Source organism: Actinoplanes sp. DH11 (assembly GCF_020873875.1).
In the GTDB taxonomy this organism is placed as follows: Bacteria; Actinomycetota; Actinomycetes; order Mycobacteriales; family Micromonosporaceae; genus Actinoplanes.
In genome coordinates, this window is sequence record NZ_JAHWGU010000026.1 from 105012 (window position 1) to 119759 (window position 14748).

General features: G+C 72.4%; 14 protein-coding genes. 7 read left to right on the forward strand and 7 right to left on the reverse strand.

All coding sequences use genetic code 11. The annotated features are described in order from the left end of the window. The first annotated feature begins 618 nt into the window (after positions 1-618). Positions 619-1863, forward strand: a complete 1245-nt coding sequence (locus LPA41_RS30995) for a styrene monooxygenase/indole monooxygenase family protein (protein WP_306469719.1) — start codon at positions 619-621, stop codon at positions 1861-1863. A gap of 91 nt (positions 1864-1954) precedes the next feature. Then, entirely contained in the window at positions 1955-5449 is a 3495-nt protein-coding gene (locus LPA41_RS31000; RefSeq protein ID WP_229074580.1) for an ABC transporter ATP-binding protein/permease, read from the forward strand. A 69-nt stretch (positions 5450-5518) separates the two neighbouring features. Here the strand turns inward: LPA41_RS31000 and LPA41_RS31005 are convergent, their stop codons facing one another. Next, positions 5519-6385, reverse strand: a complete 867-nt coding sequence (locus tag LPA41_RS31005; protein WP_229074581.1) for a S1C family serine protease — start codon at positions 6383-6385, stop codon at positions 5519-5521. Positions 6386-6665: 280 nt separating this feature from the next. Here LPA41_RS31005 and LPA41_RS31010 point away from each other — a divergent pair, with 280 nt between their 5' ends. The 5 genes from LPA41_RS31010 to LPA41_RS31030 all read left to right on the forward strand — a co-directional run bounded on the left by LPA41_RS31010 (position 6666) and on the right by LPA41_RS31030 (position 9237). Continuing rightward, positions 6666-6839, forward strand: a complete 174-nt coding sequence (locus LPA41_RS31010; protein WP_229074582.1) for a hypothetical protein — start codon at positions 6666-6668, stop codon at positions 6837-6839. Next, positions 6836-7309, forward strand: a complete 474-nt coding sequence (locus LPA41_RS31015; RefSeq protein WP_229074583.1) for a DUF732 domain-containing protein — start codon at positions 6836-6838, stop codon at positions 7307-7309. Before LPA41_RS31010 ends, LPA41_RS31015 begins: the two co-directional genes overlap by 4 nt. Positions 7310-7551: 242 nt before the next feature. Then, a complete protein-coding gene (locus LPA41_RS31020; RefSeq protein WP_229074584.1) occupies positions 7552-7833 on the forward strand; it encodes a peptidoglycan-binding protein in 282 nt (93 codons plus the stop codon). Positions 7834-7886: 53 nt separating this feature from the next. Further along, complete coding sequence (locus LPA41_RS31025) at positions 7887-8591, forward strand: TIGR03089 family protein (RefSeq protein ID WP_229074585.1); 705 nt, start codon at positions 7887-7889, stop codon at positions 8589-8591. Between the two features lie 43 nt (positions 8592-8634). After that, the gene (locus tag LPA41_RS31030) at positions 8635-9237 is read left to right on the forward strand and encodes a class I SAM-dependent methyltransferase (RefSeq protein ID WP_229074586.1); all 603 of its coding nucleotides are present in this window, start codon (positions 8635-8637) and stop codon (positions 9235-9237) included. 122 nt (positions 9238-9359) lie between these two features. Here LPA41_RS31030 and paaE read toward each other — a convergent pair whose 3' ends face one another. The 6 genes from paaE to paaN are packed head-to-tail and all read right to left on the reverse strand — an operon-like array spanning position 9360 to position 14674. Continuing rightward, positions 9360-10415, reverse strand: coding sequence for a 1,2-phenylacetyl-CoA epoxidase subunit PaaE (paaE, locus tag LPA41_RS31035; protein WP_229074587.1), 1056 nt, complete (start codon positions 10413-10415; stop codon positions 9360-9362). A gap of 1 nt (position 10416) precedes the next feature. Continuing rightward, positions 10417-10908 (reverse strand): 1,2-phenylacetyl-CoA epoxidase subunit PaaD, encoded by a 492-nt coding sequence (gene paaD / locus LPA41_RS31040; protein ID WP_229074588.1) that lies wholly within the window; start codon positions 10906-10908, stop codon positions 10417-10419. Continuing rightward, entirely contained in the window at positions 10905-11801 is an 897-nt protein-coding gene (gene paaC / locus LPA41_RS31045) for a 1,2-phenylacetyl-CoA epoxidase subunit PaaC (protein ID WP_229074589.1), read from the reverse strand. The genes paaD and paaC overlap by 4 nt, the downstream gene beginning before the upstream one ends. A 10-nt stretch (positions 11802-11811) precedes the next feature. Further along, entirely contained in the window at positions 11812-12096 is a 285-nt protein-coding gene (gene paaB / locus LPA41_RS31050; RefSeq protein ID WP_229074590.1) for a 1,2-phenylacetyl-CoA epoxidase subunit PaaB, read from the reverse strand. Next, positions 12093-13010 (reverse strand): 1,2-phenylacetyl-CoA epoxidase subunit PaaA, encoded by a 918-nt coding sequence (paaA, locus tag LPA41_RS31055; RefSeq protein WP_229074591.1) that lies wholly within the window; start codon positions 13008-13010, stop codon positions 12093-12095. Before paaA ends, paaB begins: the two co-directional genes overlap by 4 nt. Next, positions 13007-14674, reverse strand: a complete 1668-nt coding sequence (paaN, locus tag LPA41_RS31060; protein WP_229074592.1) for a phenylacetic acid degradation protein PaaN — start codon at positions 14672-14674, stop codon at positions 13007-13009. Before paaN ends, paaA begins: the two co-directional genes overlap by 4 nt. Positions 14675-14748: the final 74 nt, after the last annotated feature.

The following is a 14748-nucleotide window of genomic DNA, read 5'->3' on the forward strand; positions in this document are numbered from 1 at the left end:
CGACGGCAGACGACATACCGAGGCGTTCGTGGAGTCTTAGAGACGGCTACGGAGGCGTTCGTGGAGTTTGAGAGACGCCATAGGCCCGCCGAGACTCCACACACTGCTCCCGAGCGCCCCTGAACTCACCTTTGTTCGTCCTGAATGAACACGTATTCCAGGACGCCGCACCGATGCAGCCGAAACTCACGGCGGCACGGCATTGACAGGGCTGGTGATGGCGTACAGGGACCCAGTCGACTGGGCGCCACGGCGGGGGAAGCAGTCTTGACCCGCCAGGACGGCGGTCCGCGGCCGGCCGGGGGGCGGCGGACGCGGCCGGCCGGGGGCGGCGGACGCGGCCGGCCGGGGGCGGCGGACGCGGCCGGCCGGGGGCGGCGGACGCGGCCGGCCGGGGGCGGCGGCCAGCACGACGAACGCCGGCGGCATGGCGCACGCGGCTGGCGAGTCGGGTGAGCGGCGACGGGCGGGGTGGCGTGTTTGTGAGGCCTGAGGCTTTGGGGAGGATCTACATAAGGCAGTGATCTTACCGATAGTCATATTCGGACTTCACTGTGTACCGTTTTCCCGTGGGAGCGTGCTCGATCAACGCTTCCAAGGACCACGGGGGGACACATCTTGCGGAACATCCTGATAGTCGGGGCCGGACAGGCCGGCCTGCAGCTCGCGCTCAGCCTGAAAGCCGAAGGCCATCAGGTCACCCTCATGGCAGCGCGGACGCCTCGGGAGCTCACTGACGGGTGGCCGATGTCGACGCAGGTGATGTTCGATCCGGCGCTGGCGGCCGAGCGGGCCTATGGGCTGAGCCACTACGACCGGGTGGCGCCGGCGATCCAGGGTTTGCACATGTCGCTGGCGGCGCCGCCGGGGAACCGGGTGCTGCAGTTCACCGCGCCGCTGGACAGGCCGGCCTTCGCGGTCGACCAGCGGATCAAGATGGCGCGCTGGCTGACCGATGCGGAGCAGGCCGGCGTCGAGGTGGTCTACCAGCCGGTCAGTCTTGACTACTTGAATGTGCTGGCGTCGACGGGACGGTACGACCTGACGGTCGTCGCGGCCGGTCGCGGCGATCTGATGGAGGCGTTCGAGCGCGATCCGGAACGGTCACCGTATGAGGCGCCGCAGCGGGGACTCGCGGTCGCGTACGTCCAGGGGCTGGTGCCGGACCCGGCCCGCCCGGAGCCGCACGTCGAGTTTCACGCGGTCCCGGGGCACGGCGAGCTGTTCGTGATCCCGGCTCTCACCGCCGCCGGGCCGTGCCACATCCTGTTCTGGGAGGTGGTGCCGGGTGGCCCGCTGGACGTCTGGGAGGGTACGGCTCCGGAGCAGCACCTCGAGACGACGCTGACCCTGATCAAGGAGAATGTGCCGTGGTTCTACGAGCGGTGCGCGAACGTCCGGCTCGCCGGTGACCGGGCCACCCTGACCGGCCGGTTCACGCCGACCATGCGCAGACCTGTCGCGCACCTGGCCGGCGGTGGCCGGGCGCTCGGCATCGGTGACGTGGTGATCTGCAACGATCCGGTCACCGGGCAGGGCGCGAACACCGCGGCGAAGGCGGCCGCGCACTACTTGCGCGCCATCCTGGGACGGGGTGACGAGCCGTTCGACGAGGCGTGGATGACGGCGACGTTCGAGTCGTTCTGGGAGCGGCACGGGCGGGCCGCGACGCTCTGGACGAACGCGATGGTGCGGCCGCTGCCGCCGCACGTGCAGCAGCTCCTGGGTGCGGCGGCGACGAATCCGGTGGTGGCGCGACGGTTCGCGTACGGGTTCACCGACCCCAACGACCTGCTCGGCTGGTTCGCCGACCCGCAGTCCGCGGAGGCATTCCTGCGGAATGTCGCTCAGCAGGCGGCTTGAGCTGAAAGCCGGCAATAAACCGGTTGAGCCGCCTACCGGCCGCCGAGCAGGATGAGGGCACCGCCCGTTCCAACTGCTCGAGGACTCCTCCATGCGTCTGCTCCGCGACCTGTGGGCCACAAGCCGAAGTCGCACCGCGCTCGTCGCGTTCCTGATCGTCCTCGGCGCGGCGGGCGGTGCGATCGCCCTCGCCGTCGCCGGCCCGGTGCTGGTGGACCGCTCGTGGCCGCTGTTCACCGTGCTGGTCGGGGCGCTCGTCGCGGGCGTGCTGAGCGACGTCGTGGTCGGCCTGGTGGTCGCCCGTCTCACCGCGGACTGGGCAGCCCGGGTGCGGCGCAACCTCAACCGGGTCGCGTTCGGCCAGGACGTGCCCACCCTGGAGAACACGCCGGTCGGTGAGCTGCTCGACCGGATCGACTCGGACGTCTACCAGGTCGGTGCGGAGCTGCGCGGCAGCGGTGTCCGGCTGGCGCAGTCCCTCGCGGTGGCGACCCTCTCGATCGTCACCGCGTTCTTCGTCTGGGTGCCCGCGGCGCTCGCGATGATCGTCGTGTCGGTGCTGCTCTTCGTCGTGATGAACAAGCCGGTGCAGCGGATCTCGCCGCTGCGCATCGCCGAGGAGGAGGCCTGGTCCGACCTCGCGGCGGTGATGGAGGAGGCGGTGCACGGCCAGGACGACGTACGCACCAGCTTGGCGGCGCCCTACGTGCTGCGGCTGTACGCGGCGCGCGCGGCCGAGGTGCTGCGCCGTGGCCGGCTGGTGTGGCGATCGTCGTCGAAGATCACGATGGGCGCCGGCGCGATCACCCGTACGCTCATCGCGGTCCTGGTCGTCGCCGGGGCCTGGGCCCTCGTGGCCGGGCAGATCGACGGCGCGCGCCTGACCGGGGTGTGGCTCCTGGCCCTCGGGTTCGGCGGCACGCTGGAACACGTCACCCGCATGGTCCCGGAGTTGCAGAACGCGCTCGGCGCCTGGAGCCGGGTGCAGCTGCTCAGCCAGGTCGCGCAGGAGCCGACCGAGGGCGTCGACCCGGTGGCCGGCGATCTCGAGGTGCGGAACCTGACCTTCCGGTACGGCGAGAGCGACAGCGACCGGCCGCCGGCGTTGCGGGATGTCAGCGTGACGTTTCGCAGGGGGCGTTCCTACGCGCTCATCGGCCGCACCGGTTCCGGCAAGTCGACCCTGGCCAAGGTCCTGACCAGGGCGGTCGACGTGCCGCGCGGCACGGTGTTCCTCGGCGGCACCGACGTGAACGACATCGGCGTGGAAGCCCTGCGCCGGTGGACCGCGATCGTCCCGCAGCGCACCGAGATCCTGGCCGGCACCCTCGCCGAGAACATCGCGCTCTTCGACCCGGAGCTGCTCCCCGCCGCCGGTGACGCGCTGGCGGAACTGGGCCTGACCGCCTGGGCCGCCGGCCTGCCGGACGGTCTCGGCACCCGGCTGGGCGAGAACGGCTACAAGCTCTCCGCCGGTCAGGAACAGCTGGTGGCGTTCGCCCGGATCCTGGTCCGCAACCCGCAGGTGGTGATCCTCGACGAGGCCACCGCCCGGATGGACCCGGTGACCGAGGCCTGGGTGCAGCGCGCGACCGACCGCCTGCTCGACGGCCGGATCGGGGTCATCGTGGCGCACCGGCTCTCCTCGGTGCAGCGCTGCGACGAGGTGGTCGTGCTCGCCGACGGCCGCGTCCTCGAACAGGGCCCGCTGCACGAGTCACGCCGGTTCGCCGAGTTGCTGGCGAGCAGCAACCTCGCGGTACCGGCGGCGCAGCCCACCACCACCGGCGGCGTGCTCGTCGCGGAGAAGGAGGACCCGGACTGGGACACCGCCCTGCAGGTGGAGCTCGGCCCGGACGCGCTCACCGGCCCGCTGCCCAGCGTGGAGCCGCCACCGCTGCCCGAGGTGCCGCCGACCCGCACCATGCGCGAGATCGTGCGGCTCGCGACGAACGACAAGCGGTTCGGCCTCGGCGCGGTGGGCCTGTTCGTGCTGCTGGTCCTGTTCGGGCTGGACGGCGCGATCCTGCCGCTGCTCTGGGCCGACGTGGTCGACGGGCAGGGCAGCCCGCTGCCGCCGGCGATCGGCATCGCGGCGGCACTGCTGGCGCTGATCCCGACGCTCTACTTCACCGGCGCCTGGTTCCCGGAGTGGTGGGTCCGGCAGATGCTGCGGATCAGTCTGCGGCTCGTGCACGGCCAGATCGGCCCGCGCCGGGTCAGCAAGCACACCCCGGCCGAGGTGGTCGCGCAGGGCGGCGACACCGAGCGGGTGGTCATGCTCGCCGACAACCTGATCGACAACGGGGTTGCGGTGATCACCGTCGTGGTCATGACGCTTACCGCACAGTCACCGGTGCCGGCGGCACTGTTCGTCGGCACGATGGTGCTGTCCGGGCTGGCGGCGACCCTGTTCGGGCCGCGGCTGGAGAAGGCGGCCAGGCGCACGGTGGCGGCCCGGGCCGCGTTCGCCACCTCGCTGGTGTCGTCGCTGTCGGCGGCGCGCACGGTGAAACTGGCCGGTGCGACCGAGCCGGTGCTGCGCCATCTGGCCCGCCTCGACGGCGAGCGCAGTGAGCTGCAGCGACGCGAGATCGCGATCCAGGTGTGGGCGCGCTCCACCCCGTCCGTCGCCAGCGGGCTGCTGCCCATCGCGGCGTGGTACCTCTACCTGACCGGCCAGCTCAGCCCGGCCGCCACCCTCATCGCGGTGGCGACGCTGGGGTCGGCGCGGTGGTTCGCGTGGACGATCGCGTCCCTGGTGTCGCACTTCCCGTCGGCGCGGGTGTGGACGAAGCGCACGGTGGCGATGTCCGGCGTCTCGGCGTACTCCTCGGCGGTGCCCGGGGTCGACATCTCCACCGGCACGGCGCCCGCGCCGCCGTCGGCACCCCGCAACCCGCTGCGCGCCCTGCAACTGCGTCACTTCAGCGCGGTGCACGAGAACGGAGCGGTGGGCGTACGGGACATCGACCTCACCGTCGAACGTGGCGAACTCGTGCTCGTCGTCGGCCCGGTCGGCTCCGGCAAGTCGTCGCTGCTGCGTGCCCTCGCCGGCATCGTGCACCACACCGGCGAACTGCGGTGGAACGGCGACCCGGTGCGCGAACCGGAGATGTTCCTGCGGCCCAACCAGGTGGGGTACGTCGCCCAGCTGCCCCGGGTCCTCTCCGGGACGGTGGCCGACAACATCCAGCTCGGTCATGAGGTGGACGCGGCCGACGCGGTGCAGGTGGCCCAGCTGGAACACGACCTGTCCACGGCGGGCGGCGGGTTGCAGCTGCTCATCGGGCACAAGGGCACCCGGCTCTCCGGTGGTCAGCTGCAACGGCTGGCGCTGGCCCGGGCGCTCGCGCCGCGTACCGAGCTGCTGATCGCCGACGACGTCTCGTCCGCGCTGGACGTGACGACGGAGCTGGAACTGTGGCGGGCGCTGCGCGCGCACGGGGTGACAGTGGTCGGCTCGACGTCGAAACGGGCCGCGCTGGCACAGGCCGACCGGGTGCTGGTGCTGATCGGCGGCCGGGCGGAGGCGCAGGGGTCGTGGCAGGAGCTGGAGGGCCGCTGGGGTCACCTGGCGGGTTGAGCGTCCCGGCTGGCGCCGGTCCTCGATCCGGCGCCGAGCCGGGGCCTGGCCTGAGCTCGGGCCGGCTCGTCAGCTGATCTGCGCCTTCAGCTGGGACACCACCGACGTGACCATGTCCGCGGGGATGGCGAAACCGAGACCCACACTCCCGGTGCTGTCCCCGGCGGTCGCGATCGCCACGTTGATGCCGACGACGCGGCCGGACAGATCGACCAGGGCGCCGCCGGAGTTGCCCTGGTTGATCGGGGCGTCGGTCTGCAGCAGGCCGCCGAGCTGCTCGCCCTCGGTGTCCAGGCTGCGATCCAGGGCCGAGACGATGCCGGAGGTGACGGTTCCTTCCAGGCCCAGCGGCGCCCCGAACGCGAGCACGGTGTCGCCCACGGCAATGCTGTCGTCGGTGGCGAACGTGACAGGCGCCAGCCCGGACAGGCCGGTCGCCTGCACCAGGGCCAGGTCGTGCGTGGCGTCGGCGGCGACGACCCGCGCCGGAACCGTCCGGCCGGTCGACAACCGCACACTCACCGTGCCGTCCGACTCGATCACGTGGTTGTTGGTCAGGATCAGGCCGTCGGCGCCGATCACCACACCCGAACCGAGCGACGACGACCGCGCGCCGTCCACCAGCACGGTCACGACGCTCGGCTGCACTTTCGCCACGATCGGCGCCAGGTCGCTGCCCTCGGTGACGGTCTCGCTGACAGCCGCGGCCTGGCCGGCCGGCACCGCCGCTGCCCGGCTCGCCAGGTGCTCCTCCATCAGGTAGGCACCGGCGCTGCCACCCCCGCCGATCAGCACCAGCACCGCGGCGCCACCGGCGATCCGCTTCGCCCAGCGCGGATCCCGCGGTGGCCCGGCCATGACCGGCGGAAGGGGCGGCGCCGGCGGGGTGGGCGGCTGCTCGTCGAGGTTCGCGGGGCGGATCAGCAGATCGGTCATGCCTCGACGATGCGCCGCCACGTTGTCGCGAAGCGGTGAGCTGTCTGTGACTTCCCTGTGCGCGCGTCAGCTTCGATCCCCGCGCACCCCACCGCCGGGTCCGCGCCGCCCACCGCCGGGTCCGCGCGGCCCACGCCGTCGCTTGCGCCCGTCGCCGACAGCGCGCACTGTCCCTCGTCGGAGTGAGCGCGGTCGCCCGTCCGGGTGGCTCAGCCTGGACATCCGGGCGCGTCCGGCGCGCCGCCGGGCACCGGGGCCGGCGGCCTTTAAGGTTCCCCGCGTGTCCCCCACGAACACCACACGAACGGTTGTCGAACGTCGTCCCTTCGGCCCGACGATCACCGAACCGGCGGCCGCTCTGCGTGGCGCGCTGCCGACGCTGCTCCCCCGCTTCGCCACCGAGCGCGACACCGACGCGGTGGCTGCTCCGGACGCGGAACCGGAGCAGCGGTGAGGCGAGCCGGCCTCGTCCTGCTGGCCGCCGCGGCGGTCCCGGCGGTCACCGGATGCGGGGCGCCGCAGCCCGTACCGCAGTGGAAGGAAGCAGCCCCGGCCGTCACCTCCCCCGCGCCGTCACCCTCCGCATCGTTGACCGTCCGCCTCGTACCGTCACCCGCCGTGTCGGCGTCCCTCGGTTCGGCGGCGTCGCCCTCGGCACCCGGCGCACCGGCCGTGCTCGAGCCGGTCTGGCCGGCGCCGGCGCCGTCGGCCGGGTTCGTCGCCGCGGTACGCACCGAGATCCCCGCAGTAGCGCTCGACCTGCGACCGGAAGAGATCAGCGAGCTGGGAGATCAGGCCTGCCAGGGACTCGCCGCCGGCAAGCGGCGGGTCGTGGTGGCCAAGAGCCTCGGCGAGTACGGCCTGAGCACTCCCGACGCCCGCGAACTCGTGAGACTGGCCCGGTCCCACCTCTGCCACACCTGAGTTCGGCCGTGGGTGCCGCGATGCCGTTGCATGCGGGAGTTCCGGTGCCCTCCGCCCGGGGTGGGACGCGTAGCTCGTACTCGATCAGTGGCCGAATCTGATCGCCTAGCCCGACGCCCTCGGGTGGCAGGGGGCCTCGGCCGAAAGTGGCAGAGGCCCACCGGAACCGCAGCCTTCCGTCAGATGTCGTGCACAGGGTGTCCCGCGAAGCTGGATGTACCAGCTCGCACCGGGAGGCAACGATGTCCGCACGAGGAATGCTCAGCGTGGTCGGCACCGCCGTCGGCGGCCTGATCGGCTGGACGGATCACACCCCGCCCGCCGATCCGGTGACGCTGCGTGCCCTCTTCGCGGACCTGGGTGTCACGATCGGGCCCGACGCGGCGGAACTGGCCGAGGCGGTGCGTTACTTCCAGGCCCGGACCGGTCTGGACGCGGACGGCGAGGCCGGGCCGGAGACCGTTCACCTGCTGGTTCGGTACGCCGCCGGCGCCCGCGACCGCCACCTGCTCCACGCGGCCTGACCCCCAGCGGGTGATTCCGGGCCGCGCCCCGCCACCGATATCGTGGGATGGCGATGGGCAGCGAGATTCTCACCTTCTACGACGACGCCACCGGGGAACGCACCGGCCTCACCGCGCCCGAGCTCGGCGCCTGGGTTGCCGCCACCGCGGACCTGCTGACCAGCGAGTGCGGTCTGCGGCCCGGCCACCGGGCCGGCGTCCTGCTGCCGCCGCACTGGCAGACCGCCGTCGTGCTGCTCGGTGTCTGGGCGGCGGGGATCGAGGTGTCGTTCCGGGGCTGGGCGTCGGCCGGGCTCTCCCCCGACCGGGGTCCGGCGCTGGATGTCACGTTCGTGGAGCGCCGGCGGGTCGGCAGCTGGCTCGAGGAGATCCCGGCGGCGCCGCATCGGTTCGTGCTCGGGCTCGCGCCCGCCGGCGCGCCCACCCCGGACGTGCCGATGGGGTACCGCGACTATCCGCCGGCCGCGCTGGCTCACTGGGGTGCGCAGCCGCCGTCGGGCAGCGGTGGCGAACGCGAGGTCGCGACCGTCGACGGGACCACGTTCGGGGAGTACGGCGCGGTGGCCGCCGAAGTGGCCCGGTCGCGCGGGATCGTCGCCGGTGACCGGGTGCTGATCGAGACGTCGACCGTCGAGGAGCCGATGATCTGGTTGATGGCCCCGTTGACCGCGGGGGCGTCGATCGTGTTGTGCGCGAACCTGGACCGGGGCCGGCTGGACGGGCGGATCGCCACCGAACGCATCACCCGTCTCCTCTGAACGGACGTTCCACTGTAGATCGTTTCCCCGTACCGTCCCGCGCATGGAGGTTTTCGATCAGCTCGCCGAGAAATACCAGGGCGAGCACAGCCACAATCCGTTCCAGGCCGCGCTCACCGAGCGCATCAGTGACCTGCTTCCCGCCGGTTCGTCGGTGCTCGACCTGGGGTGCGGCACGGGCGTACCCACGGCGAAGACCTTGACCGATTCCGGCCACCGCGTCGTCGGGGTCGACATCTCCGCGGGCATGCTGACCGCGGCCCGTTCCCAGGTGCCGGCGGCCGAGTTCGTGCAGGGCGACTTCGCCGAACTGCCCGCCGACTTCGGGTCGTTCCAGGCGGTGACCGCGTTCTTCTCCCTGCTCATGCTGAGCAAGGCCAGGATCGAGACGACGCTGCGGAAGGTCGCCGGCTGGCTCACGCCCGGCGGGTACGTCGCCATCGGCATGGTCAACTTCGACGCCGACAGTGTGCCGGTCGAGTTCCTCGGCATGCCGGTGCGGGTGTCCGGATATCCGCAGCCCGACCTGACGGCGTTGCTGGAGCGCACCGGTTTCACCGTGCTCAGCATCGAGACCGTCGACTTCACCCCCGCCGGCGGTCCGCCGGAGAGCCAGATCTTCGCCTTGGCCCAGCTGCCGGGATGACATGCGGTGCGGGGTGGGCACCGGCGGTCGTGCCGGGCGCTCACCCCGCCGGCCGGCGGGCCCGCGTTCACCCCCACGCACGCGTGCGTGGGTCCCGGCCGTTGGCTCTCGCCGGACGTGCCTCACTGGTCGAAGTCGACCACCACTTTCGGCGACACCGCCCGTGCCTGGCAGGTGAGCACGAACCCGGCGGCCACCTCGGCGGGTTCCAGCGCGAAGTTGCGCCGCATCGTCACCTCGCCGTCGACCACGCGGGCCCGGCAGGTGCCGCACACCCCGCCCTTGCACGCGAACGGCAGGTCGGGCCGGGATCGCTGGAGTCCGTCGAGCAGGGCCGTGCCGTCCTCGACGTCGACCGTCGTGGACCGCCCGTCGAGCACCACCGTCACCTCGCTGCTCGGGCCCTGCGGCCCGGGTTCGTCGCGGACCGGCTCGGGTGGCGCCTCGTCGACCCAGAACAGCTCACGGTGGATCCGCTGCGGCTCGACCCCGGCTTCACCGAGGGTCTCGGTCGCCGCCGTGACCATGCCGAACGGCCCGCACAGCCACCAGTGGTCGACCGCCGGCACGTCGACCAGCAGCGGCAGCAGTGCCCGGAGCCGGTCGGCGTCGAGCCGCCCGCTGAACAGGTCGACCTCCTGGGGCTCCCGGGACAGCACGTGGACGATCTGGAGCCGGTCCGGGTACGCGTCCTTGAGGTCGGCCAGCTCCTCGGCGAACATCACCGTCCCGGAGCGCCGGTTCCCGTAGAGCAGCACCACCTCGGCCGCCGCATCCCGCAGCAGCGAACCGGCGATCGACAGCACCGGCGTGATGCCCGAGCCCGCCGCGATCAGCACGTGCCGGCCGCCGGTGCTCAGGTCGGGGGTGAAGCTGCCGGACGGCGGCGCCACCTCCATCAGGTCGCCGGGCCGCAGGTCGCGCACGATCCAGCTGGAGATCAGCCCGCCGGGCACCTCACGGACCCCGATCCTCGGTGGCGCACCGGCCGGGGCACAGATCGAGTACGTCCGGCGTTCGTCGACGCCCCCGCCGCGCCGCACGGTGAGCGACTGGCCCGGCCGGAAGTCGAACCGGCCGGCCAGCTCGGGCGGCACGGCGAACGTCACGGCGACCGCGTCGGAGCAGAGCCGGTCGACCGCCGCGACCCGCAGCGCATGGAACTCCCGGGCCGCCACGTCAGATCTCCTTCATGTGCTCGAACGGCTCCCGGCATCGCGGGCATCGCCGCAGCTCCCGGCAGGCGGTGGCGCCGAACGCGGTGACCAGCTCGGTCCGCGCGGAGCCACACCGCGGGCAGGCCACTGCGACCGGCCGGGCGACGAGGGTCAGCGGGACCGGACCGGACGCGCGCCGGGGTGCCGGGCCGGGCGGTGCAATGCCGGCCTCGGCCAGCTTGCGGCGGCCGGACTCGCTGATCCAGTCGGTGGTCCAGGCGGGGGCCAGCACGGTACGCACGTCGACCGCGGTGAACCCGGCCCGCCGCAACGAGGACCGGATGTCGGCGCGGATGCTGTCCATCGCGGGGCAGCCCGAATAGGTCGGCGTCACGGTCACCACCACGGTGTCGCCGTCCTGCCGCACGGACCGCACCACACCCAGCTCGGCCAGGGTCACCATCGGCAGCTCCGGGTCGACGACGGAGCCGACCACCAGCTCGGCCGTGCTCACCACACACCTCCGGGGACGGCCCGGGCCACGCTCTGCATCTCGACGAGGACGCCGGTCAGCCCCGCGGTGTGCAGGCCGTCGCGCCCGCCGGAACCGCGGTGCCGCCCGGGCGGGTAGGTCGCGGTGCCCGCCGCGAACGGCACCGGCCACAGCCGCGCGGCCGTGAGCACCTCGGACAGCACCGCGTTGAACTCGTGGCGCAGCGACGCCGGATCGACGGCGACCCCGGTGGCCGCCAGCCGCTCCTCCACCGGATGCGTCTCGAAGAGCTCGGCCGTCGCCGGCATCACCGCGGAGATCGCCGTCGCCATCCGGTCGTGGGAGAGCGCGGTGCCGTCACCGAGGCGAACCACCCACTGGGCGGCGTAGTCCCGGTGGTAGGTCAGCTCTTTGACACCCTTGGCAGCGATCGCCGCCAGCATCGCATCGCGCGAGCCGGTCAGCCGGTCGAAGGCCGCGAGCCGCCAGGAGACCAGCACGAACAGCCGGGCGATCAGCGCCGCGAAGTCGCCGTCGGCGCGCTCGGCCAGGCACACGTTGCGGAAGTCCGTGGTGTCGCGCCGGAAGGCGAGGTCGTCCTCGGAGCACTCCAGCACCTGCCCGGCCCTGGTCAGCAGCAGCCGCGCCTGCCCGAGCAGGTCGAGCGCGATGTTGGCCAGAGCCAGCTCGTCCTCCAGCTCGGGCGCCCGCGTCACCCACTCCTGCAGCCGGTGCGACAGGATCAGCGCGTCGTCACCGAGCATCAGGCAGTAGGACGCCAGGTCCGCGGCGTCCACCTCGGGCGGCACCTCGGACGGCACGCCGGCCAGCGGATCGGTGAAGCCCGTCCCGTACGCCCAGCGGGCGTCGTCGTCATGATCGGTCAAGGCCTGATATGCGTCGTCGAAAGACATGGGAACCACCTCAGATGTGCGGCACCGACTCGGGGATCGTGTAGTGGGTGGGATGCCGGTAGACCTTGTCCCCACTGGGCTCGAAGAAGGACTCCTTCTCACCCGGGTCCGTGGTGGCGACCTGGTCGGAGCGCACCACCCAGATGCTGACCCCCTCGTTGCGCCGCGTGTAGAGATCACGCGCGTGGTGCAGCGCCATCTCGTGATCGGCGGCCCGCAGCGAACCCACGTGCACGTGGTTGAGACCCCGCTTGGCCCGGACGAAGACCTCGAAGAGCGGCCACTCGTGTCTCATCGCGCCACCTCCGCCAGTTTCGCCGCGTGCGCCGCGGCCGCCTCCCGCACCCAGGCGCCGTCCTCGTCGGCCTGCCGGCGCCGGGCGATCCGCTGCTCGTTCATCGGCCCGCCGCCGGAGATCACCCGCCGCAGCTCCTCGAAGTCGGGCTGCCCGAAGTGGTAGTGGCCGCGCTCGGCGTCGAACCGCAGCTCCGGGTCGGGCAGCGTGACGCCGAGCGCCTCGGCCTGCGGCACCGTCATGTCGACGAAGCGCTGCCGGAGCTCGTCGTTGGTGTGCCGCTTGATCTTCCAGGCCATCGACTGCGCCGTGTTCGGCGAGTCGGCGTCGGGCGGGCCGAACATCATCAGCGACGGCCACCACCAGCGGTCCACCGACTCCTGCACCATGGCTCGCTGCGCGTCGGTGCCCCGCATCATGGTCAGCAGCAGCTCGTAGCCCTGCCGCTGGTGGAACGACTCCTCCTTGCAGATCCGGATCATGGCCCGGGCGTAGGGACCGTAGGAGCTGCGGCAGAGCGGCACCTGGTTGCAGATCGCGGCGCCGTCGACCAGCCAGCCGATCACGCCGACGTCGGCGAACGACAGGGTCGGGTAGTTGAAGATCGACGAGTATTTCTGCCGGCCCTCGATCAGCCGCCGGGTCAGGTCACCCCGGTCGGCGCCGAGCGTCTCGGCCGCCGAGTAGAGGTAGAGCCCGTGGCCGGCCTCGTCCTGCACCTTGGCCAGCAGGATCGCCTTGCGGCGCAGCGTCGGCGCCCGGGTGATCCACTCCCCCTCCGGCTGCATGCCGATGATCTCCGAATGGGCGTGCTGGGCGATCTGCCGGATCATCGTCTTCCGGTAGCCCTCCGGCATGTCGTCGGCCGGCTCGACCCGCTGGTCACGGGCGATCGCCTCGTCGAAGGCGCTCATGAGTGCCGCCGCGACTGGAGGGTGAAGAACCGGCCGCTGACGAACCAGTCGTCGGTCAGCGCCGCGGTGGCCGCCGGGTTGGCCCCGCTGCCGTGCAGGTCGCTGAAGGCGGCCGTCTGGTTCACGAAGACACCGCCCGTCAGGTTCTCCGACAGGTGGATGCCGGCGTCGAGGGCCGCCTCCCGGGCCGCGTCGAGCACCTCGGGCGACGTGGAGTGCACGAGGGCGGAGAGCGCGCCGTGCGCCCGCACGGTCTCCGTGAAGATCCGCAGGCTGTGCTCGGTCGAATCGGTCGTGATCACGAAGGAGACCGGGCCGAACCACTCCCGCGTGTAGACCTTCTCGTCGGCCGCGTCGAGCCGGGACACCAGCGGGGTCCGGACCACGGCCGAGGGGAACTGCGGGTCGGCGACGGTGGCCGACGCGTGCACCACACCGGGGGCGCCGGACGCCTCGGTCAGCCGGGCGAGCACGCCGTCGTTGACGATCGCGCCGAGCGTGCCGGCGGCTCGGGCCGGGTCGCCGAGCAGCTTGTCGAGCGCGGCGGCCAGGTCGTCGCCGAACTGCTCGGGGGTGCGGTGCCCGGCGTCGGTCGTGATCCCGCCGCGCGGGACCAGGATGTTCTGCGGGGTGGTGCACATCTGGCCGCTGTAGAGCGACAGCGAGAAGGCCAGGTTGCGCAGCAGCCCCCGGTAGTCGCCGGTGGAGTCGACGATCACCGTGTTGAGACCGGCCTTCTCGGTGTAGACGACGGCCTGCCGCGCGTTGACCTCCAGCCAGTCGCCGAACTCGCTCGAGCCGGTGAAGTCGACGATCCGCACGTCGGGGTGGGTCGCCAGGGTGGCGGCGATGCCGTCGCCGGGCTCCTCGGCGGCGAGGGTGACGACATCGGGGTTGAGGCCGGCCTCGGCGAGCACCTCGCGGCAGATCCGCACGGTGATGGCGAGCGGCAGGACCGCGCCGGGGTGCGGTTTCACGATCACCGGGTTGCCGGTGACCAGGCTGGCGAAGATACCGGGGTAACTGTTCCAGGTGGGGAACGTGGTGCAGCCGATCACCACGGAGACGCCCCGGCCGACCACGGTGGCGGTCTTCTCCAGGCTCAGCGGGTCGGCGCCGCGCTGCGGCTTGGCCCAGGACGACCGGGACGGCAGCCGGGTGGTGGCGGCCAGCGCGAAGGCCACCGCCTCGAGGCCGCGGTCCTGCGCGTGGGCGCCGCCGGCCTGGAACGCCATGACGAAGGCCTGACCGGTGGTGTGCTGCACGGCGTGGGCCATCTCGAAGCTCGCGGCGTTGATCCGGCGCAGGATCTCGGCGGCGACGCCGGCGCGGCCCTCGGGGCCGACGGCCCGCCAGGCCGGGGTGGCGGCACGGGCGGCCGCGATCAGGGCGTGCGGGTCGGCCCGGGGGTAGCTGACGGCCAACTCCAGCCCGTAGGGCGAGCGCTCGGTGCTGACCGTGCCGGTGGCGCCGGGCACCTCCACCGGGAACGGCTTGCCGAGCAGCGCGGTGAAGGCGCGCTCACCGGCCGGTGCGGCCTCGGCGCCGTAGACGGATTTGCTGGGGGACTCCGGGAAGGCCGACCAGTAGTCCCGCGCGACGGTCGCCTCGACCGCGCGCGTCAGGAGCTCACGATGGGCCTCGAACAGCTCTGCGGGATTCACCCCACCATTAACCAACCACTCGGTCGGTAAATCAACCCCTTGACGGCGCTCTGGCACATCGCCAGTAGATTCCG

What these genes read in the sequence shown, in the direction of transcription:
- LPA41_RS31000 (WP_229074580.1), top strand. Translation starts at nt 1,955, where the DNA reads ATGCGTCTGCTCCGCGACCTGTGGGCCACAAGCCGAAGTCGCACCGCG.
- LPA41_RS31005 (WP_229074581.1), bottom strand. Translation starts at nt 6,385, where the DNA reads ATGACCGATCTGCTGATCCGCCCCGCGAACCTCGACGAGCAGCCGCCC.
- LPA41_RS31020 (WP_229074584.1), top strand. Translation starts at nt 7,552, where the DNA reads ATGTCCGCACGAGGAATGCTCAGCGTGGTCGGCACCGCCGTCGGCGGC.
- LPA41_RS31025 (WP_229074585.1), top strand. Translation starts at nt 7,887, where the DNA reads ATGGGCAGCGAGATTCTCACCTTCTACGACGACGCCACCGGGGAACGC.
- LPA41_RS31030 (WP_229074586.1), top strand. Translation starts at nt 8,635, where the DNA reads ATGGAGGTTTTCGATCAGCTCGCCGAGAAATACCAGGGCGAGCACAGC.
- paaC (WP_229074589.1), bottom strand. Translation starts at nt 11,801, where the DNA reads ATGTCTTTCGACGACGCATATCAGGCCTTGACCGATCATGACGACGAC.
- paaB (WP_229074590.1), bottom strand. Translation starts at nt 12,096, where the DNA reads ATGAGACACGAGTGGCCGCTCTTCGAGGTCTTCGTCCGGGCCAAGCGG.
- paaA (WP_229074591.1), bottom strand. Translation starts at nt 13,010, where the DNA reads ATGAGCGCCTTCGACGAGGCGATCGCCCGTGACCAGCGGGTCGAGCCG.